The organism is Phaeobacter sp. A36a-5a, assembly GCF_037911135.1.
Classification (GTDB): domain Bacteria; phylum Pseudomonadota; class Alphaproteobacteria; order Rhodobacterales; family Rhodobacteraceae; genus Phaeobacter; species Phaeobacter bryozoorum.
In genome coordinates, this window is sequence record NZ_JBBLYU010000001.1 from 1,970,602 (window position 1) to 1,994,547 (window position 23,946).

23 protein-coding genes are annotated in these 23,946 nt (G+C 63.3%); 6 read left to right on the forward strand and 17 right to left on the reverse strand.

All coding sequences use genetic code 11. The features are described 5' to 3' along the window. The first annotated feature begins 2 nt into the window (after window positions 1-2). Window positions 3-689, forward strand: a complete 687-nt coding sequence (locus WLQ66_RS09195; RefSeq protein ID WP_340546019.1) for a hypothetical protein — start codon at window positions 3-5, stop codon at window positions 687-689. Window positions 690-699: 10 nt separating this feature from the next. Here the strand turns inward: WLQ66_RS09195 and WLQ66_RS09200 are convergent, their stop codons facing one another. The 3 genes from WLQ66_RS09200 to proS all read right to left on the reverse strand — a co-directional run bounded on the left by WLQ66_RS09200 (window position 700) and on the right by proS (window position 4,283). Beyond that, window positions 700-1,413 carry an ABC transporter ATP-binding protein gene (locus WLQ66_RS09200; RefSeq protein ID WP_340546020.1) on the reverse strand — a complete coding sequence of 238 codons (714 nt, stop codon included), beginning with the start codon at window positions 1,411-1,413 and terminating at the stop codon, window positions 700-702. Then, the gene (locus WLQ66_RS09205; protein ID WP_340546021.1) at window positions 1,406-2,698 is read right to left on the reverse strand and encodes a lipoprotein-releasing ABC transporter permease subunit; all 1,293 of its coding nucleotides are present in this window, start codon (window positions 2,696-2,698) and stop codon (window positions 1,406-1,408) included. Before WLQ66_RS09205 ends, WLQ66_RS09200 begins: the two co-directional genes overlap by 8 nt. A 229-nt stretch (window positions 2,699-2,927) precedes the next feature. Continuing rightward, on the reverse strand, window positions 2,928-4,283 hold the full coding sequence (gene proS, locus WLQ66_RS09210; protein WP_340546022.1) for a proline--tRNA ligase: 1,356 nt from the start codon (window positions 4,281-4,283) through the stop codon (window positions 2,928-2,930). 223 nt (window positions 4,284-4,506) lie between these two features. Between proS and WLQ66_RS09215 the strand changes: the two genes are divergently transcribed. The 3 genes from WLQ66_RS09215 to WLQ66_RS09225 are packed head-to-tail and all read left to right on the forward strand — an operon-like array spanning window position 4,507 to window position 7,946. Next, entirely contained in the window at window positions 4,507-5,574 is a 1,068-nt protein-coding gene (locus tag WLQ66_RS09215; RefSeq protein WP_340546023.1) for an AI-2E family transporter, read from the forward strand. Window positions 5,575-5,583: 9 nt separating this feature from the next. Then, on the forward strand, window positions 5,584-6,354 hold the full coding sequence (locus WLQ66_RS09220; protein WP_340546024.1) for a P-loop NTPase family protein: 771 nt from the start codon (window positions 5,584-5,586) through the stop codon (window positions 6,352-6,354). A gap of 47 nt (window positions 6,355-6,401) precedes the next feature. Continuing rightward, window positions 6,402-7,946 carry a Ppx/GppA family phosphatase gene (locus WLQ66_RS09225; RefSeq protein ID WP_340546025.1) on the forward strand — a complete coding sequence of 515 codons (1,545 nt, stop codon included), beginning with the start codon at window positions 6,402-6,404 and terminating at the stop codon, window positions 7,944-7,946. A 64-nt stretch (window positions 7,947-8,010) separates the two neighbouring features. Here WLQ66_RS09225 and WLQ66_RS09230 read toward each other — a convergent pair whose 3' ends face one another. The 7 genes from WLQ66_RS09230 to WLQ66_RS09260 form a co-directional block, all read right to left on the reverse strand. Then, on the reverse strand, window positions 8,011-8,451 hold the full coding sequence (locus WLQ66_RS09230; RefSeq protein WP_340546026.1) for a hypothetical protein: 441 nt from the start codon (window positions 8,449-8,451) through the stop codon (window positions 8,011-8,013). Between the two features lie 132 nt (window positions 8,452-8,583). Continuing rightward, complete coding sequence (locus WLQ66_RS09235) at window positions 8,584-9,579, reverse strand: endonuclease/exonuclease/phosphatase family protein (RefSeq protein ID WP_340546027.1); 996 nt, start codon at window positions 9,577-9,579, stop codon at window positions 8,584-8,586. Further along, on the reverse strand, window positions 9,560-10,258 hold the full coding sequence (locus tag WLQ66_RS09240; protein ID WP_340546028.1) for a TerB family tellurite resistance protein: 699 nt from the start codon (window positions 10,256-10,258) through the stop codon (window positions 9,560-9,562). The genes WLQ66_RS09235 and WLQ66_RS09240 overlap by 20 nt, the downstream gene beginning before the upstream one ends. Window positions 10,259-10,267: 9 nt before the next feature. Beyond that, the gene (locus WLQ66_RS09245) at window positions 10,268-10,792 is read right to left on the reverse strand and encodes a GNAT family N-acetyltransferase (protein WP_340546029.1); all 525 of its coding nucleotides are present in this window, start codon (window positions 10,790-10,792) and stop codon (window positions 10,268-10,270) included. Beyond that, the gene (locus tag WLQ66_RS09250; protein WP_340546030.1) at window positions 10,789-11,391 is read right to left on the reverse strand and encodes a VOC family protein; all 603 of its coding nucleotides are present in this window, start codon (window positions 11,389-11,391) and stop codon (window positions 10,789-10,791) included. The genes WLQ66_RS09245 and WLQ66_RS09250 overlap by 4 nt, the downstream gene beginning before the upstream one ends. Before the next feature lie 389 nt (window positions 11,392-11,780). Continuing rightward, window positions 11,781-13,907: a methylmalonyl-CoA mutase gene (gene scpA, locus WLQ66_RS09255; protein WP_340546031.1), complete on the reverse strand. Its 2,127-nt coding sequence runs from the start codon at window positions 13,905-13,907 to the stop codon at window positions 11,781-11,783. Continuing rightward, window positions 13,870-14,805 carry a hypothetical protein gene (locus tag WLQ66_RS09260; protein ID WP_340546032.1) on the reverse strand — a complete coding sequence of 312 codons (936 nt, stop codon included), beginning with the start codon at window positions 14,803-14,805 and terminating at the stop codon, window positions 13,870-13,872. The genes scpA and WLQ66_RS09260 overlap by 38 nt, the downstream gene beginning before the upstream one ends. 202 nt (window positions 14,806-15,007) lie before the next feature. Between WLQ66_RS09260 and WLQ66_RS18805 the strand changes: the two genes are divergently transcribed. Further along, window positions 15,008-15,610, forward strand: a complete 603-nt coding sequence (locus tag WLQ66_RS18805; RefSeq protein WP_374015580.1) for a DUF4174 domain-containing protein — start codon at window positions 15,008-15,010, stop codon at window positions 15,608-15,610. Between the two features lie 97 nt (window positions 15,611-15,707). Here WLQ66_RS18805 and WLQ66_RS09270 read toward each other — a convergent pair whose 3' ends face one another. The 7 genes from WLQ66_RS09270 to WLQ66_RS09300 form a co-directional block, all read right to left on the reverse strand. Then, a complete protein-coding gene (locus WLQ66_RS09270) occupies window positions 15,708-16,232 on the reverse strand; it encodes a hypothetical protein (RefSeq protein WP_340546335.1) in 525 nt (174 codons plus the stop codon). 9 nt (window positions 16,233-16,241) lie between these two features. Continuing rightward, on the reverse strand, window positions 16,242-18,287 hold the full coding sequence (locus tag WLQ66_RS09275) for an acetyl-CoA carboxylase biotin carboxylase subunit (RefSeq protein WP_340546033.1): 2,046 nt from the start codon (window positions 18,285-18,287) through the stop codon (window positions 16,242-16,244). Between the two features lie 227 nt (window positions 18,288-18,514). Continuing rightward, window positions 18,515-18,718 carry a hypothetical protein gene (locus tag WLQ66_RS09280; protein WP_340546034.1) on the reverse strand — a complete coding sequence of 68 codons (204 nt, stop codon included), beginning with the start codon at window positions 18,716-18,718 and terminating at the stop codon, window positions 18,515-18,517. Window positions 18,719-19,270: 552 nt separating this feature from the next. After that, window positions 19,271-19,627 carry an SH3 domain-containing protein gene (locus WLQ66_RS09285; protein ID WP_340546035.1) on the reverse strand — a complete coding sequence of 119 codons (357 nt, stop codon included), beginning with the start codon at window positions 19,625-19,627 and terminating at the stop codon, window positions 19,271-19,273. 69 nt (window positions 19,628-19,696) lie between these two features. Further along, a complete protein-coding gene (locus WLQ66_RS09290; RefSeq protein WP_014880466.1) occupies window positions 19,697-19,837 on the reverse strand; it encodes a hypothetical protein in 141 nt (46 codons plus the stop codon). A 283-nt stretch (window positions 19,838-20,120) separates the two neighbouring features. After that, entirely contained in the window at window positions 20,121-20,516 is a 396-nt protein-coding gene (locus WLQ66_RS09295; protein WP_260104883.1) for a DUF6497 family protein, read from the reverse strand. 404 nt (window positions 20,517-20,920) lie between these two features. Continuing rightward, window positions 20,921-22,453, reverse strand: a complete 1,533-nt coding sequence (locus tag WLQ66_RS09300; protein ID WP_340546036.1) for an acyl-CoA carboxylase subunit beta — start codon at window positions 22,451-22,453, stop codon at window positions 20,921-20,923. A gap of 217 nt (window positions 22,454-22,670) precedes the next feature. Here WLQ66_RS09300 and WLQ66_RS09305 point away from each other — a divergent pair, with 217 nt between their 5' ends. Beyond that, on the forward strand, window positions 22,671-23,900 hold the full coding sequence (locus WLQ66_RS09305; RefSeq protein WP_340546037.1) for a M10 family metallopeptidase: 1,230 nt from the start codon (window positions 22,671-22,673) through the stop codon (window positions 23,898-23,900). Window positions 23,901-23,946: the final 46 nt, after the last annotated feature.

Here is a 23,946-nt window from a genome sequence, read left to right on the forward strand (position 1 = left end):
CCATGATCGCGCGGTTCTGTCTTGTCCTGGGGTGTCTTGCCCTGCTGTCCTGCGGGCGTCCGCTGTCCGAAGGCGAACAGCAGTTCCTCAGCCGTATTCACGGGCCCGAACTGGATATGAGCCGCCTGCGCATCGTCAAGGGCGCGCCACTCTCGCAGGTCACATTTCGCCGCAAGCCACGCCCCCGCGTGACCTGCCGCGAACGCATCCTGCCGCCCGTAAAAGATGAGATCGTCACCTCTTCCCCCGCCGCACTGGCGCTGTTCAACCGCATCTTCTTCGTGCGCGACTGGTATATCGACGACTACATGCCCGCCTACCCCGAGCGGCTTTATCTGGTGGAGGCGATGCTGCTGGCCCATGAAGCGACCCATGTCTGGCAATGGCAGCAACGCGCCAAGACCGGCTATCACCCGCTGCGCGCCGCTGCCGAACACCGGGCGACGGATGATCCCTATCTGTTTGATCTGAAAGGCGACGACCGCTTCATCGACTTTGCCTATGAACAGCAGGGCGCGATTGTCGAAGAATACGTCTGCTGCCGCGCGCTGGACCCAACCGGCGCGCGCACCAAGCGGCTGCATGGAATGCTGAAGGCGGCGATGCCCGTCTCAGACCTGCCGCAAAGCCGCGAAAGCGATGTCTACCTGCCGTGGAAAGGCGCCGAGCTGGGCGGTATCTGCGCCTGACCGATGCGGCTCAGAGCCCCGGATGGAGCTGCCCGCCGTCCAACCGCACCACCCGGTCCATGCGCTCTGCCAGCTCCAGATTATGGGTGGCAATCAGCGCCGCCATGCCGGTCTCGGCCACCAGCTCCATCAGCACCGCAAAGACCTGATCGGCGGTAGCGGGATCGAGGTTGCCTGTCGGCTCATCCGCCAGAAGCAGACGCGGCCCGTTGGCCAGCGCCCGGCAAAACGCCACCCGCTGCTGCTCGCCGCCCGACATCGCCGCAGGGCGGTGCCCGGCGCGGTCGCTCAACCCGACCCGCGCCAGCAGATCCTGCGCCCGCGCCTCTGCCTTGGCCTGGCTGATGCCATTGGCCAGCTGCGGCAACACGATGTTTTCCAGCGCGGTGAACTCCGCCAGCAGATGATGGAACTGGTAGACAAACCCCACATCCTGCCGCCGCACCGCCGTACGCCGCCGCTCGGATTTGCCGGTCAGATCCTGCCCGCCAATCCGCACCGTGCCGCGATCGGGCGTGTCCAGCAGGCCGGCCGTATGCAGCAGCGTGGATTTGCCGGCGCCAGAGGGCGCCACCAGCGCCACGATCTCTCCGGGCTTCACCGTCAGATCAATGCCAGTCAGCACATCCACCTGCGTTGGCAGGCCGTGGTTGTAGGATTTGCCGACCTGGCTCAGCTGCAATACGGCAGATTGCGCGCCTGTCTGCGTTTCGGGGTTATTCATAGCGCAGCGCCTCCACCGGGTTCATCCGCGCCGCGCGCCGTGCCGGGAAAATGGTGATGACAAAGGACAAGGTCAGCGACAGCGCCACCGCCGACAGCACATCCGCCAGCCGCAGCTCGGCGGGCAGCGCATAGATGCCCCGGATCGCCGGATCCCAGACCCCGCCCCCCATCACATAGTTCACAAAGGAGAAAATCGGATCAATGTAGATCGCGAATAGACAGCCCAGAATGACCCCAAGCACAGTGCCGATCACGCCGGTGCAGGCCCCACAGAGGAAAAACACCCGCATCACCGACCCTTCGCTGAGGCCAATGGTGCGCAGGATGCCGATATCGCGGCCCTTGTTCTTGACCAGCATGATCAGCCCGGAGACGATATTCATCGTGGCAATCAGCACCAGGATCGACAGGATGATGAACATCACATTGTCCTCGACCTCCAGCGCACGCAGGAAGCCACCCGAGGCATCGCGCCAGGTCCAGACGCCGATGCCCGGGGCAACCTCATCCCCGGCCTGCAACAGCGGCAGCACCAGACGGTCGACGGTTTCGGGATCCTCCACCATCACCTCGATTTCATCGGCAAAGCCTTCGCGGTTGAAATAGCTCTGCGCCTCGGCAAAAGGCATGTAAAGCCGGGTGCGGTCGATGTCATAGCGCCCGGCGGTGAAGATATAGACCACCTCATAGGCATTGACGCGCGGGCTGGTGCCAAAGGCGGTCTTGACCCCATCGGGGGAAATCAGCTTGATCCGGTCGCCGACGCTCACGCCCAGTTCACGGGCCACGCCAGATCCCAGCGCCACGCCTTCGTCAAACCGCGACAGGTCACCAATCGCCGCCTCGCTCTGGGCAATCCCCGGCAGGCTGGCGATGTTGGCCGCCGAGATGCCAAAGACCTCAACCCCGGCGCTGCGCTGGCGCAGGCTTGCCATCACCTGTCCCTTGATCAGCGGCGCGCTGCGGATCACGCCGGGCACCGCGGCGGCGGCCTCGGCCAGGGCGTCATACTCTGTCAGCCTGCGGTCCAGCTGGCCCTGTTCGGTCACCGTGCCATGTGAATAGAGCGTCACATGCGCATTGGCCCCCAGAATGGTGCCGACAAATTCCGAGCGGAACCCGGTGCGCACTGCCAATGTGGCGATCAGTGCAAACACCGCCAGCGCAATGCCGATGAGGCTGATCCAGGTCATCACACTGACGCCCCCCTCGGCCCGGCGCGCCCGCAGATAACGCCAGGCGATCAGCCATTCAAAACGGGAAAAAGGGAGTGGTGTGGCCATAATGATCCTGCCGGGCAAAGTTCAGCGCAACCTGTGCTGCCCACGGCCCAAGGTCAAGATCTGGTTTCCGCCCCGGCAGCATTCCCCGGCGATGACACCAATCCACCGCCATCGGCCGGGCGCTGGGTTTTTTGGCAAAATTCCAGGCCCAGACGCAAACGGTCCGCACCAATGGGGCGCGGACCGTGCTGATCGTTCCATAAGGGCATGTCGCGGGTTATGCGCCGCTTCAGAAGCCCCGGCCGGTCCGGTGGGCGGCATAGATCTCCACGATCTTCTGCACTGCCGCCTCGGGCGAGAGTTCCTCGCTTTCGCCGCTGCGGCGCGAGGTGAGTTCGACCACGCCGTTCTTCAGACCACGCGGGCCGACGGTGATGCGCCAGGGCAGACCGATCAGGTCCATGGTGGCGAATTTACCGCCTGCCCGTTCCTTGCGATCATCATATAGCGGCTCCAGCCCGACAGCTGTCAGCGCGTCATAAAGGCTCTCGCAGGCGGCGTCGGCTTCTTCGTCGCCCTGTTTGAGGTTCACGATCCCGCAGTGGAACGGCGTCACACCTTCGGGCCAGATGATGCCCTTTTCGTCGTGGCTGGCCTCGATGATGGCGCCAAGGAGACGCGAAACGCCGATCCCGTGCGAGCCCATATGGACCGGCGACTGCTTGCCATCGGGGCCTTGCACATTGGCACCCATCGCTTCGGAATATTTGGTACCAAAGTAGAAGATCTGGCCAACCTCGATCCCTCGCGCAACCCGGCGACGGTCTTCCGGCACCTCGTTGAACAGCGCCTCGTCATGGGTTTCATCGGTGCGGGCATATTTCGAGGTAAACTCCTCCAGCACGCCCTGACACTGCTCGACGCTGTCGTAATCAATTTCGCGATCGCCAAAGGTCAGATCGGTGACTGCGCTGTCATAGAACACCTCGCTCTCGCCGGTCTCGGCCAGAACCAGGAATTCATGGGTATAATCGCCGCCAATCGGCCCGCCATCGGCGCGCATCGGGATCGCCTGAAGCCCCATACGCTCGTAGCTGCGCAGATAGCTGACCAGATGACGGTTATAGGCGTGCAGCGCGTCCTCTTTGGTCAGGTCGAAGTTATAGCCGTCCTTCATGTAGAATTCGCGGCCCCGCATGACACCGAACCGCGGGCGGATCTCGTCGCGGAATTTCCACTGGATGTGGTAGAGCGTCAGCGGCAGATCCTTGTAGCTGCCGACATGGCTGCGGAAGATATCGGTGATCAGCTCTTCGTTGGTGGGACCATAGAGCATGTCGCGGCCATGGCGATCGGAGATCCGCAGCATTTCCTGACCATAGTCATCATAGCGCCCCGATTCCTTCCACAGATCCGCCGATTGCAGCGTCGGCATCAGCATCGGGATATGACCCGCGCGCATCTGCTCTTCATGGACGATGGTTTCGATCTTTTTCAGCACCTTGAAGCCCAAGGGCAGCCAGGAATAGATCCCGGCAGAGGACTGTTTGATCATGCCGGCGCGCAGCATGTAGCGGTGGCTGACGATCTGGGCTTCGGAGGGGGTCTCCTTCAGCACGGGAAGAAAATAGCGGGACAGGCGCATGGCGGTCTCATTTATCAATCTGGGTTCGCAAGCGGTCTAAGCCATCGACGCGCCTCAGGCAATCGTGCTTTGCGTTTCGGCACGTGGCTGACCGGGCGGATGACCTGACCGCCCCCCTGCGGGAACCGGCGGCGGGTCATTGGGGTTGCATCGACGGGGCGCATGGGCGAAGACTTCTGCCCAAACAGGCCCCTAGGATCAGGCTGAGAGCAGGACGCAACACATGGCACTTCCGGCACAGAAGCAATTGAAATACTGGGGCATTGCCGCTGTCGTCTTTGCGGTGACCATGTGGGCACTGGGCGATGTCCTGCTGCCGTTTGTCCTGGGCGCCGCGATTGCCTATCTCCTTGATCCGATTGCCGACCGGCTGGAAGCGGCGGGGCTCAGCCGCACGGCGGCCACCGCAACCATCACCGTTGCGGCGGTGCTGCTGTTTGTGGTGCTGCTGCTGGTGGTGGTGCCGACGCTGATCTACCAGATGATCGACCTCGCGCAGGTGCTGCCGGAGGCCTTCAAGAACCTGCGCGACTTTGCCCAGAAACAGGCCCCGTCCCTGTTTGACGAGGGCAGCCGTGCCCAGCAGACCATCGTGTCCATCGCCCAGACCCTGCAAAGCAAGGCGATCAGCGTGCTGGAGGGCGTTGTCGGCTCCGCGGTTTCGCTGGTCAACGTCATGGTGCTGTTTGTGATTGTTCCGGTGGTCGCGGTCTATTTTCTGGTCGATTGGGATCGCATGGTTGCGCGGATCGACGAGCTGCTGCCGCGCGATCACGCCCCCACCATCCGCGAGCTGGCCGCGCGCATCGACAAGGTGCTGGCCTCCTTTATCCGCGGCATGGGGACGGTCTGCCTGATTCTCGGCACCTATTACGCAGTGGCGCTGATGCTGGTGGGGCTGAACTTCGGTCTTGCGGTGGGGTTCATCGCCGGTCTGGTCACATTCATCCCCTATCTCGGCGCCCTGATCGGCGGCGCGCTGGCCATCGGGCTGGCGCTGTTCCAGTTCTGGGGCGACTGGTGGTCGATCGGCATGGTCGCAGGCATTTTCGTGATCGGTCAGGTGGTTGAGGGCAATCTGCTCACCCCCAAGCTGGTCGGCAATTCGGTTGGGCTGCATCCGGTCTGGCTGCTGCTGGCGCTGTCGGTCTTTGGCGCGCTGTTCGGCTTTGTCGGCATGTTGATCGCGGTGCCGGTTGCCGCCGCACTCGGGGTGATTGCGCGGTTCCTGGTTGAGCGCTATCTGGACAGTCGCCTCTACCAGGGCAAAGCCTTTCACGACGCGGACTGAACCTGACCCATGGCACAACAGCTGAGCTTTGACCTCCCGGCGAAACCGGCGCTTGGACGGGACGATTTCTTTGTCGCGCCCTCCAATGCGATGGCGGTGGCGATGCTGGATCCCGCCTTTGCCTGGCCCGGCGGCAAGCTGGTGCTGAGCGGGCCGAAACGCTCCGGCAAGACCCATCTGGTGCATGTCTGGGCCAGCAACTCCGGCGCGCGCATCCTGCCCGCCTGGCAGCTGACCAAGGCGGATGTGCCGCATCTGGCTGACGGCCCGATCGCCATCGAGGACGTGCCGGATATTGCCGATAACGCCGAGGCGCAGGATGCCCTGTTTCACCTGCACAATCTGGTTCTGGCCAATGGCCATGCGCTGATGCTGACCGGGCGGGCCGCACCGCATCTGTGGGCGATGTCGCTGCCCGATCTGCAAAGCAGGGTCGAAGGCGCGACCCATGCCCAGCTGCAACCGCCGGATGACGCGCTGCTGTCGGTGGTGCTGGCAAAACTGTTCAACGACCGGCAGATCACCCCGAAACCCGATGTGATCCCCTATCTGGTGGCGCATATGGACCGCTCCTTTGCCGCGGCCTCGCAGATCGTCGAGGAGCTGGACCGCCTGTCCCTCGCCGAAGGGCGGATGGTGTCGCGGGTGCTGGCGGTCGAGCTGATGTCGGACCGCCCTGCCCGAACCGCGCGCAGCCCGTCGCGGCCTGCGGAGAAACCAGCCGCCACCGCATCAGCCGATGCCGCAGACAGGTCCGGCGCTGCCGCAGCCTGCGATTGACCCGGCTTTGCCGATCCCCCATCCTGACGACACGTAACGGAGCCAACATGCACGTGACACCGGAGCCTGCCACCGCCGATTGGGGGCCTTTTGGCCGACCCTTGTTTGACGATCCGGGCGCCCGCGCCCTGTCACGGGTGGGCGTGGTGGACGTCGGCTCCAACTCGGTGCGGATGGTGATCTTTGACGGGGCCGCCCGTAGCCCCGCCTATTTCTATAACGAAAAAATCATGTGTGCCCTGGGCGCTGGCCTGTCGGAGACCGGGCGGCTGAACCCGGAGGGGCGCATCCGCGCCCTGTCGGCGCTGCGCCGGTTCCAGCATCTGGCCGCAGGCATGGACATGCCGCCGCTGTCGGTGGTGGCCACTGCGGCGGTGCGCGATGCCAGCGACGGGCAGGATTTCTGCGACGAGGTGCTGCGCGAAACCGGGCTGAAGATATGGGTCATCGACGGTCAGGAAGAGGCGCGCCTGTCTGCGCAGGGCGTGCTGCTGGGCTGGCCCGGATCCTATGGTCTGGTCTGCGATATCGGTGGCTCCTCCATGGAGCTGGCAGAAATCCATGACGGTGAGGTTGGCAAACGGGTGACCTCCTCACTCGGCCCGCTGAAACTGCGCGACGTTGCGGGAGGCCGGCGTGGCCGCAAGGCGCATATCACCGAGGTGATGGAGGGCCTGCGCAGCGAGATGGGTCAGCAGAACGACCGGCTGTTTCTGGTCGGCGGCAGCTGGCGGGCGATTGCCCGGATCGACATGGCGCGGCGCGGCTACCCGCTGCGGGTCCTGCATGAATACCGCATGAGCGCCCAATCCGTGCGCGAGACCCTGCGCTATATCGAGACCCAGGACCTGGAAGAGCTGCGCGCCGACTGCGGTGTTTCCAGCGCCCGGATGTCGCTGGTGCCCTATGCCGCCGATGTGCTGTCGCGGCTGGTCAAGACCTTTCGGCCCAAGGATATCGCCGTCTCCAGCTATGGCATCCGCGAGGGGCTGCTCTATGAGCAGATGCCCCAGCGCCTGCGCGACCGCGATCCGCTGATCGAAGCCAGCCGCTTTGCCGAGCAGAAGGATGCCCGCATCCCCGGTTTCGGCCGCACGCTGTATGAATTCGTCTCGCCGCTGTTCAGATCCTCCGACCATGCCAAGACCCGGCTGGTGAAAGCCGCCTGCCTGCTGCATGACGTCAGCTGGCGCGCCCATCCCGACTATCGCGCCGAGGTCTGTTTCGACAACGCCACACGGGCCAATCTGGGCGGGCTGAAACACTCCGAACGGATCTTTCTCGGCCTTGCGCTGCTGCACCGCTATCGCAACAAGCGGCAGGGGACGGCGTTTGAATATCTCTATGATCTTCTGGACGAGCGCGGCAAGAAAGAGGCCGAGATCCTGGGCAAGGCGATGCGGTTCGGCGCCATGCTGATGGTCAGCAAGGATGGCAACATCGGCAAGCTGGTCTGGCAACCGCGCAAGAAACACCTGCTGCTGGAACTGCCGGCCGAGGCGGAGCCGCTGTTTGGCGAGGTGGCAGAGGCACGGCTGAGTTCCCTTGCCCGGTCGCTGGAGGCAGAGGTACGGGTGAAGATCCGCAAGTAACCGCAGCGCCTGCCCCGCATCGGGTCAGACCGTCCCTTGCCGCTCTGGGCCGATCTTCAGCGCGTCACAGGTCGGTTGTGCCTTCGGGCAGATCGGTGTCCGGGCTGGCCTCTGGGGATCCACCCGGCGGCACGTCTGGAGCGTGCTGCGGCTTGCGGCGAATGATGATATCGCCATTGGGCAGGATTTCGGGACGTTCATAAACGCTCCAGTCCTCGACCTTGCCCGCAATCTCGGCCAGTGCAGGCCCCATCTCCGACAGGAACCCTTGCAGGCTTGGCCCGAATTCATCCGCCAGCGCCTGAAGATCGTCAAGCGCGGGCGCCATTTCCTGACGCAGCCCCTCCCAGAACAGCTCTGCCCCGCGCTGCATCAGGCTGCTGCCTTCGTCCTCTGGCGCGGGTGCGGTTTCGGCAGCCACCGGCGCTGTCAGCGGCAGCACCAGCAGCCCCGCAAGCGCAAGGCCGCGCATCGACTGAGGCGTCATTCGGAACCTAGGCATCATGTCATTGCCCCCTTTAGGGTTGGACGGGATTGCTTGCCGTCAATATAGGCGAAACACGTCAGGATTGAAGTGGCGACCACCACCGGCGGCGTCGCGCAGCCCCCGGTGCCGCCGGTGAACCTTTGAGGGCCTTCACCCAAGATCGAGATCAAGGCTGACCGGAAAGTGATCGGAGGCCGCCAGCAGCGCCTCGCGCAGATCGACGTCCTCATAACAGGCGGCATCCTCGAAAGGGTGCCAGATCCGCCAGCTCTGCGCCGATTGGCGCAGCCCGGAGGAGACCATGACATAATCCAGCAAGGCACTGAAATAGCGTTTGTTTGCCTTGTCATAAAAGCGTGCCGTACTGGGCATTACCCGCAGCCGGGGTTGCAGCAGGCTCTGGGCGTTCGGATCATAGAGATCGCTCTCCATCACAATCTCGACCGAGGAGCGATTGAACAGCTGCTCATAGTCGTCAAGCCCCGGCCCGTCGTTGAGATCGCCCATCACGATGACATCCCGCCCTTCGGCCAGAAGCTGCTCAACCCGGCGGCGCAGCCAGATCGCCTGTGCCAGCTGTTTGCGCCGGTTGGCAATCGACAGGCTGACCGCGTGCCCTTCGGAGCGCGCGCCATGGGGCGCTTTCGATTTCAGATGCGCGCCAATCAGCGCCACCTCGCGCCCGCCGTTTGTGGTCAGGGTCAGCTCCAGCGGCGGTTTGGAAAACCGCACCGCATCCTTTTTGGCATCAATATCCAGATCAATGTGAAAGACACCGTCGAAACGCGGTGCCTCGGTGGTTTGCGCCGGTGTATGGGCCACCCGCAGCACCTGCGGATCGTAGAGAAAGGCAATTTCCTGCTGGGTGTCATTGGCAAAACCGATCAGCGCTTCGGTGCTGCGCAGCCCGGCCTCTCGCGCGAAATGTTCCAGCGCGCGCACGGTCTGGCGGCGACCATTGGTATCCGGGGCCTCGATCACCATGATGCCATCGGCATCGAGGCGTTGAAACACCCGCGCCAGCGCGCGTGTCTGACTGCTGCGATCCACCCCGTAGCGGCCCGAACTGCCAGCGTCCATCAGCAGGCGGTCCCCGGCGTCAAACAGCGAGGAGAACCATTCGACGTTATACGTGACGAGCCGCATGGGCCGCACATCCGTTGATTTCATCCCAGGCGCGGTTGATGTCGATCATCCGCTTTTCCGCCAGCCGCACCGCCTCTTCGGGGACGCCACGGGCCATCATCGCATCCGGGTGGGTCTCTCGCACCAGCTTGCGCCAATGTTTGCGGATCTCCTCGCGCGGCATCTCTGGGGTCACCCCCAGCACCGTGTAGGGATCGCGCGGCGCATCGGCAACAAACCGCGCCCTCAGCGCCATGAACTGCTGCTCGCTCTGACCGAAGATGCGGCTGACCTCGGACAGGAATTCGTTTTCGCCGGGATGATAAAACCCGTCCGCCATGGCGATGTGAAACAGTCCTTCCATCAGATCGCACAGCGTCTGCGGGTCATTGGCAAACATCTTCTGGATCCGCGCGGCATAGTCCTGATAGCCCGCAACATCGGTCCGGGCGAGATCAAACACCCGCGCAGCACCTGCCTCATCCTCCGCCGCGATCTGGAACACCTCGCGAAAGGCGGTGACCTCGTCGCGGGTGACCTGCCCGTCCGCCTTGGCCATTTTGGCACCAAGCGCAATCACCGCGATGGCAAAGGCAACGGTGCGTTCCGGTGGCGCGCGCAGGCTGTCGAAGACATCGCTGAGGCTCTGGCCAGAGGCCAGCGCAGCGAGCGCTTCGGTGATGCGGGTCCAAAGTGACATATGGCCAGCCTAGCCTGCTTTGGCCGGACTGTCAGCGGGGCCAACCCCTTTGGGAGAGAGAATTTTCTGCATCAGCACCAGATCCAGCCACTGGCCCCATTTGTAGCCGACCTCCGGCATCCGTCCGACCTCGACAAATCCCATGGCCGCGTGAAAGCCAAGCCCGCCTGCATTGAGCGCGCTGATGCCTGCGACCAGCACGTGGATGCCGTCCCGGCGCGCGACCTCCTCGATGGCGGCGATCAACGCCCGGCCGGTGCCCCTGCCACGGGCCGCTTCGGTGAGGTAAATCGCATGTTCAGCGGTGCGGGCATAGCCGGGGCCGCTGCGAAACCCGCCAAGGCTGATGTAGCCAAGGATCTGGCCCGCCTCCTCGGCCACCTGCACATAGGTGCCTTTCTCGGCGATCTCATCGCTGACCTGCGCGCCGGTCTTTTCCGCCGTGGTGAAGGTGATCAGCGTGTCGCGGATGATCTGGTTGGTGATCGCGGCGATTGCCTCTGCATCCGCTGCGGTGGCCGCCCGGACGATCATCGCAGCACCCGGCGCCCATGGGGCGTGTCGAACTCGGCCTCGAAGGCGGCAGGGCCGCTGTGGATCTCGACCCGCGGATCATCAAACGGCAGCGCCTGCGCCAGTGCTGTGCTGTCCGGGTGCGACAGATGCAGACGGCGTAGGGTGCAGCCCTGCGGGACCAGCGCGGCGGCGGGATGGGGGCTGTGCCATTGCATCAGGGCCGGGAACATATTGTCGAACGGCAGAATGCCATCAGCCGGCACCGCCATCTGCCAGCTGAGATCACCCCGTTGCAGATCGACGATCTCGCCCGCGCCCTCCGGGGCTGCGGTCAGCGCGGCCGTGAGATCGGCGCAGCGGCAGATCCAGTTGGTGATCCGTGCCGGGCCGTGGCGGCGGTCCAGATCGAACCAGCGCGGGCTGCGCTGCGGTGTGGCGGCGGGGTCGATGGCAATGGCCTCGAGATAGAGGCCATCAGCAAGCCCAAGAAGCCGGTTGTGGGTGCCAAAGACCGCATGGCTGCCGCCCGGCTGCATCGGCACGCCGAGGCTTTCCTCCACATGGGCAACCGCCTCTTCCAGTGTCGCGGCCGAAACGGCCAGATGATCGAGTTCCATGACATGCTCCCCGCTGATGGCGGCGAGACTAGCCACCCGCCGCCGGGGTGCAAGCGGCAATGTTGGAACCACGTGCGGGCGCCCCCAACACTGGCGATGTCACGGCAGGTGGCTGCCCAACATCCGGGCACAGATGGGAGGCAGCAGCTCTCCCGCCCGTCGTCGTCGGCGTCACAGACGCCCCCGCGCCCGTTGGGCATGGCATCGCGCGATGTCGGCAGCCAGCCGGACAGGCTGGCTGCCGCGCCCAAGGCCGCAAGGGGGGATTTGCCCATCGGGCAAAGGCCCCCGCGGGCGCGGGAGCGCTTATGAGCATGGGCAAGGCGGTCAGGCCGCAGCGCCGCCCTTGCCGGGCCGCAAATGCCGGCGGTCCTGATCAGCCGCGCCGGTTACCCACCCTGGCGGATCAGCTTCAGGATGTCCTGCGCCGCTTCGGGAATATTGGTGCCGGGGCCAAAGATCGCCTTGACGCCATTGTCATAGAGGAACTGGTAATCCTGCTGCGGGATCACCCCGCCACAAATCACGATGATATCCTCGGCGCCCTGCGCCTTCAGCTCCTGCACCAGCTGCGGGGCCAGCGTCTTGTGCCCTGCGGCCTGCGACGAAATCCCGACCACATGGACGTCATTGTCGATGGCGTCCTGTGCGGCCTCTTCCGGGGTCTGGAACAGCGGGCCGACGTCAACGTCAAAGCCGATATCGGCAAAGGCGGTGGCGATCACCTTGGCTCCCCGGTCGTGACCGTCCTGCCCCATCTTGACCACCAGAAGACGCGGGCGACGGCCCTCTGCCTCGGCAAAGTCTTCGATGGATTTCTGAATGGCGGCAAAGCCTTCGTCGCCCTCATAGGCGGCGCCATAGACACCGGCCAGGGTCTTGACCTCGGCGCTGTGACGGCCGAATTCCTTTTCCATTGCCATGGAGATCTCTCCGACTGAGGCCCGCGCGCGGGCGGCTTCGACGGCGGCGGCCAGAAGGTTGCCACCTTCCTTTGCGACGCGGGTCAGATTGTCCAGCGCGGCCTCGCAGGCGGCGCTGTCGCGGCTGGCGCGGATCTGTTCCAGCCGGGCGATCTGGCTGTCGCGCACCTTGACGTTGTCGACATCCAGAATGTCGATCGGATCTTCCTTTTCCTTGCGGTATTTGTTGACCCCGACGATCACCTCTTCGCCCCGGTCGATCATCGCCTGACGACGGGCCGCGCTTTCCTCGATGCGCAGTTTCGGCATGCCGGAGGCCACGGCCTTGGTCATGCCGCCCATCTCCTCGACCTCTTCCATCAGCGCCCAGGCTTTCTCGATCAGCTCATTGGTGAGGCTTTCGACATAGTAGGAGCCAGCCAGCGGATCGACCACATTGGTGACGCCGGTTTCCTCCTGCAGCACCAGCTGGGTGTTGCGGGCGATGCGGGCAGAGAAATCGGTGGGCAGCGCGATGGCTTCGTCCAGCGCGTTGGTGTGCAGCGACTGCGTGCCGCCCAGCACCGCCGACATCGCCTCATAGGCGGTGCGGATCACGTTGTTGTAGGGATCCTGCTCCTGCAAGGACACGCCCGAGGTCTGGCAATGGGTGCGCAGCATCTTGGAGCGGTCGGATTTGGCGCCAAAGTCGGTCATCACCCGGTGCCAGAGCGTGCGGGCGGCGCGCAGTTTGGCGATTTCCATGAAGAAATTCATGCCAATCGCAAAGAAGAAGCTCAGGCGGCCTGCGAATTTGTCAACATCCATGCCTGCCTCAATCGCGGCGCGGACATATTCGCGACCGTCTGCGAGGGTATAGGCCAGCTCCTGCACCAGATTGGCGCCGGCTTCCTGCATGTGATAGCCGGAAATGGAGATGGAATTGAATTTCGGCATCTCGTTCGAGGTGTACTCAATAATGTCCGAGATGATCCGCATCGAGGGTTCCGGCGGATAGATATAGGTGTTGCGGACCATGAACTCCTTCAGGATGTCGTTCTGAATGGTGCCTGCCAGCAGCGCCTTGTCATGGCCCTGCTCTTCGCCCGCGACGATAAAGCTGGCCAGGATCGGGATCACCGCGCCGTTCATCGTCATCGAGACCGAGACCTGATCCAGCGGGATGCCATCAAACAGGATTTTCATATCCTCAACGCTGTCGATGGCCACACCGGCCTTGCCGACATCGCCCATCACGCGGGGGTGGTCGCTGTCATAGCCGCGGTGGGTGGCAAGGTCGAAGGCCACCGAAACGCCCTGCTGCCCGGCCGCGAGGTTGCGGCGGTAGAAAGCGTTGGATTCCTCAGCCGTGGAGAAGCCCGCATATTGGCGGATGGTCCAGGGGCGGCCTGCGTACATCGTGGCCTTCACGCCCCGGGTAAAGGGTCCAAAGCCGGGCAGCGTGCCCATATGAGGCAGATCCTTGCTGTCGGCCTCAGTATAAAGCGGTTTTACATCAATGCCTTCCAGCGTATTCCAGGTCAGCGCGTCCAGCGTGCGTCCGCGCAGCTCTTTTTCAGCCAGAGCCCGCCAATCGTCGGTTTTGGTCGTCATCGGAAGTTCCTCTTGTCAGGTCGTATGAGGGCGGGTTCGAGCCCACCGCATGTTTGTCAGGGTCACGCATCAGCTCTGCCAGACCGTCCGCGCCGCCTTGCAGCCACATCAGATCATCGGCGTAGCGCTCGCGCAGCGCTGCGGATTGAATGTCGGAAAACGGGGTCCAGCGGCCCTCGCCGCGCGGCAGGTCGCGGGCGACGGCTGCCGACAGGCGATGCCGCAGGGTCGGCAGCCCGTCTGAGCGGTTGAGCCGATCCGAACAGGTGAACCGCGCCAGCCGCGTCCCGGTCAGGAGCGCCATCTGCACCTCTGGCCGGTCGCCATAGGTTTCATAGGGCAGCACCCGGATGCGGGTATTGGGCATGGCGCAGGCAATATCGGTGATCACATCGCGCCAGCTGCGCGGATGGGTGGCGATCCGCCCCAGCAGCGCGGCCGAGGGCAACGGGTGGCCATTGGTCACCATCCGGGTCAGCAGCGAGGTCCAGAACCGCTCCGGGCTGCGCAGGTTCAGCATCACATCGCGCACCTGCCCGTCAAAGGCGGCATCGAACCGCGCCATACGCACGCCGATGCTGCCATATAGCTGGCTCTGTTGCAGCAGGTCATTGGGACTGCCCATCATATTGGCGTCGCTGATCAGCAGCCGCGTGCTGCCGCTGGCGGCCTCGGTCGCGAGGCGCAGGCGCAGACGACCACGGGCGCGGGTTGCCAGGTCACGGCCTGTTACCGGGGCCGGGCCGGGATGGATGCCGTGGAACAGCCCGTCGCGGGTCTGGGCCGGTCCCCAGACCGCCAGCCCGTCACGGCGCAGCGCCGTTTCATGATGGGCAAGAAAGCCCTGAAAATATCCCGTAGCGCAGCGATGTGCGCCGATGTGCAGCATGATATCCATAGCCGGTCCCGTCCCGTTGGTGGCGCCGCGCGAGGCGGACAGCCCGGTTTGCAGAGGCCGGGAGGATGACATGGGCAGGCTGACAATAGGGTTAACGGCGGCTTTGGCCCCGAAGTGCGGGGTGGATTTTTTTGCCCGGCAAGCCGGATTGCCCATCGCAATTGGCGGGGCGGAGCATATATTCATCGCTACAGGAGAGCCGATGAAACAGTTGTTTGTCTTTGGAAAAACCCGATTTTGGCCCGCAGTCCCAGCTGCGGGCGCCGCGTTGGCGCTGCTGCTGGCGCTGCCCGGCCCGGCCATGGCGCAGGAGCCTGCAACAACCGAGGCCGCAGATGGCGCGCGCGGTGAGACCGCAACGATGATGGTCGAAGGCACCGACCCCGCCAGCGCCGCGCAGGAGCTGCCGCAGACCGCAGAAAACCTGGCGCAGGATCCGATCACCCAGCTGATCCGCGCCGGTGACAGCGTCGATCTGGACAGTCTCCTGTGGGTATACCGCCCCATCGTGGTCTTTGCCGACAGCCCTGCCGATCCGCGGTTCCACGAGCAGATGGAGCGGCTGACCGACGGCGCCGAGGCGCTGCTGGATCGCGATGTCATCGTGCTGACCGATACCGATCCAAGCGTGACGTCTGCGCTGCGCAAGACGCTGCGGCCGCGCGGGTTCATGCTGGTTCTGATCGGCAAGGACGGCGGCGTCAAACTGCGCAAGCCGCAGCCCTGGACCGTGCGCGAGCTGAGCCGGACGATCGACAAATTCCCCGACCGGCTGCGCGAGGTGAAGGAACGGCGCGGCAGCTGAGCCGCCGCCGATGCACCGTGCCCCGCACCCGCGCGATGAAACGCGCCGTGATCCGGGGCCGCGTCCCGCAGCGGCTGGATGGCAGATCGCAGGCCCATCACACCGCCCCGCCCTGCGCGTAGAACAGACGCCTGTTGGTGCGGTCCACCACCGCCATGAACCGGGCGCGTGGCTCATAGATCAACACCGATGTCGGATCGAGCAGCGCGATCAGATAGGCGCGGCTCACCTCCTCCAACATGCAGTCCTTGCCGACGATCCCGGCGGCAAAGATGCCATTGCCGCGCCCCTGATCCATCGTCATCACCTGAACCGAAACCATATTGGGCGACAGTCCGGGCACCTCAAAGGCGACGGGTTTGTCGTCATCGAGATGACGCAGCCCCGCCCGGACCGACCGTGCCTTGGTCAGCAGCGATGAAATCCGGGTGGCCTTGATTTCGAACACGCCTGCGGCGCAGTTGCGGCGGGAGAAGTAATACTGTGTCTCCCCCAGCTGCACCCAGTCGCCGACGGCGGCACGGGCCGCCGCCTCATCTTGCATGGCACAGCCCGCCAGCCCCGAAAGGACCAGCGCCAGACAGGCGACACGCGCCAGTTTGCGATATGGCTGCACCAACATCATCTGGTGTTATTCGAATTCCATGATCACTTCGTCAACGGCGAGGCTGTCACCGGCGGCGGCGTTGATCATGCTGACGACGCCTTTCCGCTCGGCGCGCAGGATGTTCTCCATCTTCATCGCCTCGATGGTGCAGAGCGCCTGACCTTCTTGAACCTCGTCGCCGACTTCGACCTCCAGTTTCACCACCAGACCCGGCATCGGGCAGAGCAGCAGTTTGGAGGTGTCGGGGGCGACTTTCTCGGGCATCAGCTTGGCCAGTTCCGCCTGTCGTGGCGTGCGCACATGAACCTTCAGATCGGCCCCGCGCGAGCGGATGCGGAACCCGCCGGAGATCTTGCCGACCTTCACCACCAGAGCATCACCGCCAACCGTCAGCCGGGCGAGCTGATCGCCGGGGGTCCAGTCCGAGGTGACGCGCAGGGTGCTGCCATCGTCAAACCGCACGGTGGAGCCGTCGCGGTCAGCGTCGATGATGACGTTGAAATCCATACCCTGAAGCGAGACCACCCAGTCGCTGCCGACCTTGCGTTCGTGGTTGTCCATCCGGCCCGACACGCGGGTGCGGCGGATTTCGGCAACCCGGTGCATGGCGGCAGAGGCGGCGGCAATCTTGCGCAGATCCTGCTCCGGCAGCTCTACCCCGACGAACCCTTCGGGATATTGCTCCTCGATAAAGGCGGTGGTCATGGTGCCCGCGATAAAGATCGGGTGATCCATCACCGCGCTGAGGAACGGCAGGTTGTGACCGATGCCTTCAACCTCGAAGCCGTCAAGCGCATCGCGCATGGCGGCAATCGCCGCCTCGCGTGTCGGCCCCCAGGTGCAGAGCTTGGCGATCATCGGGTCATAATACATCGAGATCTCGCCACCCTCGAAGACGCCGGTGTCATTGCGCACGGCGAGTTCGCCCGCAGGGGCGTCGCCCTGCCATTTGCCGCTGTCATGCAGCGGGCCTGCGGCGACTTCGGCGGGCGGACGATAGCGGGTCAGGCGGCCGATGGAGGGCAGGAAACCCCGATAGGGATCTTCGGCATAGAGGCGGTTTTCGATGGCCCAGCCATTCAGTTTGACGTCGTTCTGGGTGATCGACAGCGGCTCGCCGCCGGCAATGCGGATCATCTGTTCGACCAGATCAACACCGGTGATCAGTTCGGTGACCGGGTGTTCGACCTGAAGGCGGGTGTTCATTTCCAGGAAGTAGAAATTCTTGTCGCCATCGACGATGAATTCCACCGTGCCAGCAGAGGCGTAGCCCACCGCCTTGGCCAGGGCGACGGCCTGTTCGCCCATGGCGCGGCGGGTATCCTCATCGAGGAAGGGCGACGGCGCCTCTTCGACGACTTTCTGGTTGCGACGCTGGATCGAGCATTCGCGCTCGCCCAGATAAATGCCATTGCCATGGCCGTCGCAGAGCACCTGAATTTCGATATGGCGCGGCTGGGTGACGAATTTCTCGATGAAGATCCGGTCGTCGCCAAAGGAGTTTGCCGCCTCGTTCTTGGAGGATTGGAACCCTTCGCGGGCCTCCTCATCGGACCAGGCGATCCGCATCCCCTTGCCACCACCACCGGCAGAGGCCTTGATCATCACCGGATAGCCGATCTCGTTGGAGATTTTCACCGCCTCGTCAGCGTCGGCAATCAGGCCCATGTAGCCGGGCACGGTGGAGACGCCAGCCTCCTGCGCGATCTTCTTCGAGGTGATCTTGTCACCCATGCTTTCGATGGCGCCCACCGGCGGGCCGACAAAGGCGACGCCTTCGGCGGCCAGCGCCTCGGCGAATTTGGCGTTTTCCGACAGGAAGCCATAGCCCGGATGCACCGCCTGCGCACCGGTTGCACGGATCGCCTCCATCACCTTGTCGATGACGATATAGGACTGGTTGGCGGGCGGCGGGCCGATGTGGACAGCTTCATCAGCCATTTCGACATGCAGGGCCTGCTTGTCGGCGTCCGAGTAGATGGCAACGGTCTTGATGCCCATCTTGCGGGCGGTCTTGATGACCCGGCAGGCGATTTCGCCCCGGTTGGCAATCAGGATCTTTTCAAACATTGGCTGTCCCTTGTCTTCGGTGGGTGACGGAGCCCTGCCCCGTCACGGTCTTGGCTTCGTCAGAACACAAAAAAGGCCGCGCCGGAGGGGTCTCCGGGTGCGGCCTTTGTGCGGTGATATATATGTGGCGCGCGGCCACCGCCCCTGCGACGAGGCGGTCAGACGGCGTTGCTGTCAGGGCATGGCTGCGGCGATACAGGCGCGTGCCTGCGGCGCCACCGGCAGGCCTAGCACTTGCGCGGATTTTCCTTGCAGTAGATGACGTTGGCCGCAGCACCAACAGCGGCACCTGTGACCAGGTTGCCGTTGAGCAGCGCCGAGCCGACGGCACCGGCACCGGCCCCGTAAACAACCTGTTCGCCGGTGGTGTCGCCACAGGCCGCAAGCGCGGTGCAGAGGCCAAAAGCCGCAAGAATGAGTTTTGCCTGCATTGGAATGATCCTTCGTTTTGTGATCCAAGCTCTGCGCAACTGTTCGCAGCACGGTCCAGAGCAAACAAGGATTTCTGTTGCGGATCAGGGGAATGCGCAGAAGCCTGCCAAACACTGGGGGGCAATTGGCAAGCTTCCGCCTTTGCATCCAAGGAAAAAATGGGCAGGCCGCGATTGGGGGGGCAAACCTGCCCTTCCAGGCGAAGGGGCTGGATCAGATGCACGACAGGCTGACCTGTCACGACCAGAGTGCACAGCCCGCGCCACAGAAACATCCCCTGAGTTGCAAAACACGCCAATTTGGCGAGAAGTTGCGCAAACCGGGATCTGCCCTGCAGGATTACGCCGAAATCGGCCCGGAATGCCCGGCTCGCGCCGCATATAGTGTCACCGCCCCGCGATCTGACCCTCCCTGCGGCCGGGTTTGCCGCGGGGCTCGCCACATCGCGCAGGGGCAAGAGATTCGCCGGGGCCCGATCACAGCCACTGCGCGGCGGTCGCGCGAGGCGACGACAGCTCTGCACAGGGATATGGTCAGGCCCGGCAAACATCTCAGCGCGCGCTCCCGTCGAAGACTTCGGGAAAGGACAGCTGGGCAACATCGACACTGATGACCAGCAGCGCCTCATAGCTTTCGGGATCAAACGGGTCTTCGGCCGGGATCACCTCGCGGCCGAACAGCCAGCTCAGACGACCTGCATCCAGATTACCACGTTCAAAGGGCTGATCGCCAAAGCAGTCCCACAGCGCCTGCATGAAGCCCGCATCGGCGCGCCGGTCTGCCGGGCGACGGTCGCGGAACCGTTCGCGACGGGTGATCGGCGTAACCCCCTTGGGGTTGGGACGGCGGATGACGAATTGAAAATCGGTGCCCGGCAGACGGCCGGGGAAACCGCGGTGTTTTAGCATGATGGTGCCTCCGATCCGGCACCCCGCGGGACGGTAGAGTCCGGCCGCAGGGCCGGACCCCTGTCGTGATTACTTGTATTTGCCGGTGTAAACGGGCTCAGCCGAAATCGGCTCGGGCTCGACAACAACGTATTCTTCTTCCTGCTGTGCGCAGGCTGCGGCGGCTGCAAGCAGGCCCGCCAGGGCAACGAGTTTGATGCTCTTGGACATTTCTGTCTCCCAATTGTGTCTTTGAAACCTGCGCGGGCCACGGCCGGCGCCTGCCTCATCCTCAAATAACAGATCACGCTCATGTGATCTGACGAGAGAGTAGCGGAGATGCGCGGGGTTTCACATCCCAAAGCCGGATCCGACGACACTTCGGCGGGCAAAGCTGCAAAAAAGCGCCAGTTTTCAGCCTGCATCGGCGTCTTTGTGACACCGGGGGACACCAGAACCGGCGGCAGCTGCCGGGCTGTAGCGGCCCGCAGCCCGCGGGGCAGACAACAGATCATCAGAATGCCTCCCAGATGCAGCTGTCACCCTCGGGGCGGTAGCTTTCAAAGAACTGTGTCGCCGCCGCATCCGCCGCCCCAAAGGGCACTTCGCGGTCCGACAGCGAGATCACCACCCGGACCGGCTCCAGCCCATGCTGGTGCAGATAGGCCAGAACCAGGGTCTGGCACAGGTGATCCATATCCGGGGCGGCCTGTTCATAGCTGATCAGCGCCGCGTCGCGGGCAATCTGCGGCGCAAGAAAGCGAAAGCGCACCCAAAGCTCGCCGGTGCTGTCGTCCAGAAGAACCTCATGCAGATCGACCTCCTGCCCCGATGGCAGATCAATCGGCAGCGATCCGGCCTGCGCAGCCGCGCCAAGGGCAAGCAGAACCGAGACCCCGGAGGCCGTCACGGCAGATTTGATGGCAGGCCCAATACCGCAGCCCCGACCCCAAAAACGATGGGCTCCTCCTGTCGGGGCTGCAGGCGCTGCACACGCGGTGCGCGCTGTCCGATATGAGCTGGCGCGGATCATGTGTCAGATTCGGTTCCGGTGTCAAACAAAGATACAAATGTGGGCGCAAACATCTGAGATTGTTCAAATTGATCGCATTTTGCGAACAATCCACCCGATATGCCGGCGATTGGTTCCAGCCCGCTGATTTCCAACAGGCTTTTGCCATCGGGGTGGCGGCAGATCGCGGCATAGGCAGGCGCTGACATCTGAGTTGTATCCTCATCGCCCCTCGCAACCAAGGCGATATTTACCTTTGGCCGCAAGGGTCTGGGTCAGGAAATCCGGAACGGGTCCGGGTGTTACAGCGGGATATTGTCGTGTTTCTTCCACGGGTTTTTGAGCTGCTTGCCCCGCAGCGACGCAAAGGCACGGCTGACGCGTTTGCGGGTGGATTGCGGCATGATCACCTCGTCGATGAAGCCGCGTTCCGCCGCCACAAAGGGATTGGCAAAGCGTTCTTCGTAATCCTTCGTGTGCTCGGCAATCTTGTCGGCATTCGCCAGATCAGCGCGGTGGATGATTTCGGTCGCGCCCTTGGCCCCCATCACGGCGATCTCCGCCGTCGGCCAGGCGTAGTTGAAATCGCCACGCAGATGTTTGGAGGCCATCACGTCATAGGCGCCGCCATAGGCCTTGCGGGTGATCACGGTAACCTTCGGCACCGTCGCCTCGCCATAGGCAAACAGCAGCTTTGCCCCATGTTTGATGACGCCGCCATATTCCTGGCTGGTCCCAGGCAGGAAGCCCGGCACATCAACCAGCGTCAGGATCGGGATCTCGAAACAGTCGCAGAAGCGCACGAACCGCGCCGCCTTGCGGCTGGAATCGATATCGAGACAGCCCGCCAGAACCATCGGCTGGTTGGCAACAACACCCACGGTCTGCCCTTCAAGGCGGATAAAGCCGGTGATGATGTTCTTGGCGAAATCTTCCTGAATTTCGTAGAAATCCCCCTCGTCCGCGACTTTGTGAATCAGCTCCTTCATGTCGTAGGGCGTGTTGGGATTCTCTGGAATCAGCGTATCGAGCGAGGCTTCGACGCGGCCCGGCTCATCAAAGAAGGGGCGAACCGGCGGTTTTTCGCGATTGTTCAGTGGCAGGAAGTCGACCAGCCGGCGGACCTCCGCCAAGGCTTCGACGTCGTTTTCAAAGGCGCCATCAGCCACCGAGGACTTCTTTGTGTGGGTCGAGGCGCCGCCCAGCTCCTCGGCGGTGACGACCTCGTTGGTGACGGTCTTCACCACGTCGGGGCCGGTCACGAACATGTAGGATGTGTCCTTCACCATGAAGATGAAATCGGTCATCGCGGGCGAGTAGACCGCGCCGCCGGCACAGGGGCCCATGATGACGGAAATCTGCGGCACCACGCCCGAAGCCATAATGTTGCGCTGGAACACCTCGGCGTAGCCCGCAAGCGAGGCGACACCTTCCTGAATACGGGCGCCACCGGAATCGTTGATGCCAATGACCGGCGCGCCATTCTGCACCGCCATATCCATGATCTTGCAGATCTTTTGCGCGTGGGTTTCCGACAGAGAGCCGCCGAACACCGTGAAATCCTGGCTGAAGACATAGACCATCCGGCCATTGATGGTGCCCCAGCCGGTAACCACGCCATCGCCCGCCGGGCGCTGTTTTTCCATGCCGAAATCGGTGCAGCGATGCGCCACGAACATGTCGAATTCTTCGAAACTGCCCTCGTCCAACAGCAGCTCGATCCGCTCGCGCGCGGTCAGTTTACCGCGCCCATGCTGAGCGTCGATCCGCTTTTGTCCGCCCCCCAGTCGCGCTGCGTTGCGACGGTCTTCCAGCTCGGAAAGGATATCTTTCATGGCCATGCCCCCTGTTGAATTTCAGGCGACCATAGACGCTGCACAGGAGAAGCCAAAGTCAATAATGGCAAATTTGCAAAGCATTTGCGTAACAGATGCGCTAATTTGCAAACAGGCACAGAACCGCGCAGAAACCGCCGAAGCGGCGGGTGTTCTTGATGTGCTGACCGATGTGCTCGTATCACCGGGGCCGAGCAACGGAGACGGAACACCCCCCATGTTACACCCTTCCCAGATCATACAGGCCATGCAGTTCGACGGGTTCTACACCCGCAATCCGATCAACACGGATAACGCCCCCCGGCTGACCATCACCTATCAATTCGCGGGCAGCTCCGCGCCCGGCGATCTGCCGACCGGCAGCACATATTCCGGCTGGCAGAGTTTCAGCGCCGCGGAACGGGCTGCCTTTGCCGAGGCGTTCGACCATATCGAAACCTTCCTGAACGTCGATTTTGTCGAGGTGCGGGGCGCGGCTGATCCCGACCTGAACCTCGGCTCCGTCACCATCCCCGGCAGCACGGTCGGGATCGGCGGCTACAGCATGAGCTTTCGCGGCAGTGATATCAGCAGCTGGGACGGCTATGCGGTTTTTGACAACACCCTGGATATGTCACAGGACAACCGTGAAAGCCTGATCCTGCATGAACTGGGACATGCTCTTGGTCTTCAGCACACCCATGATTCAAGCCTGCCCGAAGGCTATGACAGCAACCTCTATTCGGTGATGTCCTACCGCGAGAACCCGCTGAACGGTCAGGACAGCGATGCGATGATGCTGTTCGACGTGCTGGCGCTGCAGGACATCTGGGGTGCCGTCGATTACAACACCGACAACTCTACCTATCGCGGATCGCGCACCGACACCGTGGATGTGATCTGGGACACCGGTGGCCGCGACACCTTCAACGCCAGCGACCGCAGCACGGCGGTGACACTGGATCTGCGCGAGATGCATTTCTCAAGCTTTGACACCGAAAGCGATGTGACAATAGCCCATGGCGTCACCATCGAGAACGCCATCGGCGGGCGAGGCCGGGATTTGATCATCGGTAATGACGCCAACAACCGGCTGGTCGGCGGCGGCGGACGGGACACCCTGCGCGGCGATGGCGGCAATGATGCCTTGAACGGCAACAGCGGGATTGACCTGCTCATCGGTGGCGGCGGCAATGACCGCCTGAACGGCGCCGGCGGCAATGATCGTCTGGTGGGCAACAGCGGCGCCGATATCTTCATCTTTGCCCGCAATGGCGGCAATGACACCATCCGCGACTTTCAGGACGACATCGACACGCTGCGCATCGTCGGCCACGGCAGCAGAGCCGAGGTGCTCGCCCGCGCCAGCGAGGTGGGCGACGATCTATACTTCGACCTTGATGGCAACAACAGCGTCACGCTGCGCAATATGACCCTGGATCAGATCAGCGACGATCTGCTGGTCTGAGGCTGCGCATTATGGACAATCGCCGCGGTGTGACCTAATTCGTTCA

What these genes read in the sequence shown, in the direction of transcription:
- WLQ66_RS09300 (WP_340546036.1), bottom strand. Translation starts at nt 22,453, where the DNA reads ATGAAAGATATCCTTTCCGAGCTGGAAGACCGTCGCAACGCAGCGCGA.
- WLQ66_RS09305 (WP_340546037.1), top strand. Translation starts at nt 22,671, where the DNA reads ATGTTACACCCTTCCCAGATCATACAGGCCATGCAGTTCGACGGGTTC.
- WLQ66_RS09220 (WP_340546024.1), top strand. Translation starts at nt 5,584, where the DNA reads ATGGCACAACAGCTGAGCTTTGACCTCCCGGCGAAACCGGCGCTTGGA.
- WLQ66_RS09275 (WP_340546033.1), bottom strand. Translation starts at nt 18,287, where the DNA reads ATGTTTGAAAAGATCCTGATTGCCAACCGGGGCGAAATCGCCTGCCGG.
- WLQ66_RS09235 (WP_340546027.1), bottom strand. Translation starts at nt 9,579, where the DNA reads ATGCGGCTCGTCACGTATAACGTCGAATGGTTCTCCTCGCTGTTTGAC.
- proS (WP_340546022.1), bottom strand. Translation starts at nt 4,283, where the DNA reads ATGCGCCTGTCCCGCTATTTTCTTCCCGTGCTGAAGGAGACCCCCTCC.
- WLQ66_RS09205 (WP_340546021.1), bottom strand. Translation starts at nt 2,698, where the DNA reads ATGGCCACACCACTCCCTTTTTCCCGTTTTGAATGGCTGATCGCCTGG.
- WLQ66_RS09230 (WP_340546026.1), bottom strand. Translation starts at nt 8,451, where the DNA reads ATGATGCCTAGGTTCCGAATGACGCCTCAGTCGATGCGCGGCCTTGCG.
- WLQ66_RS09240 (WP_340546028.1), bottom strand. Translation starts at nt 10,258, where the DNA reads ATGTCACTTTGGACCCGCATCACCGAAGCGCTCGCTGCGCTGGCCTCT.
- WLQ66_RS09195 (WP_340546019.1), top strand. Translation starts at nt 3, where the DNA reads ATGATCGCGCGGTTCTGTCTTGTCCTGGGGTGTCTTGCCCTGCTGTCC.
- WLQ66_RS09270 (WP_340546335.1), bottom strand. Translation starts at nt 16,232, where the DNA reads ATGTTGGTGCAGCCATATCGCAAACTGGCGCGTGTCGCCTGTCTGGCG.
- WLQ66_RS09225 (WP_340546025.1), top strand. Translation starts at nt 6,402, where the DNA reads ATGCACGTGACACCGGAGCCTGCCACCGCCGATTGGGGGCCTTTTGGC.
- scpA (WP_340546031.1), bottom strand. Translation starts at nt 13,907, where the DNA reads ATGACGACCAAAACCGACGATTGGCGGGCTCTGGCTGAAAAAGAGCTG.
- WLQ66_RS09290 (WP_014880466.1), bottom strand. Translation starts at nt 19,837, where the DNA reads ATGTCCAAGAGCATCAAACTCGTTGCCCTGGCGGGCCTGCTTGCAGCC.
- WLQ66_RS09280 (WP_340546034.1), bottom strand. Translation starts at nt 18,718, where the DNA reads ATGCAGGCAAAACTCATTCTTGCGGCTTTTGGCCTCTGCACCGCGCTT.
- WLQ66_RS09215 (WP_340546023.1), top strand. Translation starts at nt 4,507, where the DNA reads ATGGCACTTCCGGCACAGAAGCAATTGAAATACTGGGGCATTGCCGCT.
- WLQ66_RS09285 (WP_340546035.1), bottom strand. Translation starts at nt 19,627, where the DNA reads ATGCTAAAACACCGCGGTTTCCCCGGCCGTCTGCCGGGCACCGATTTT.
- WLQ66_RS09250 (WP_340546030.1), bottom strand. Translation starts at nt 11,391, where the DNA reads ATGGAACTCGATCATCTGGCCGTTTCGGCCGCGACACTGGAAGAGGCG.
- WLQ66_RS18805 (WP_374015580.1), top strand. Translation starts at nt 15,008, where the DNA reads ATGAAACAGTTGTTTGTCTTTGGAAAAACCCGATTTTGGCCCGCAGTC.
- WLQ66_RS09260 (WP_340546032.1), bottom strand. Translation starts at nt 14,805, where the DNA reads ATGGATATCATGCTGCACATCGGCGCACATCGCTGCGCTACGGGATAT.
- WLQ66_RS09245 (WP_340546029.1), bottom strand. Translation starts at nt 10,792, where the DNA reads ATGATCGTCCGGGCGGCCACCGCAGCGGATGCAGAGGCAATCGCCGCG.
- WLQ66_RS09200 (WP_340546020.1), bottom strand. Translation starts at nt 1,413, where the DNA reads ATGAATAACCCCGAAACGCAGACAGGCGCGCAATCTGCCGTATTGCAG.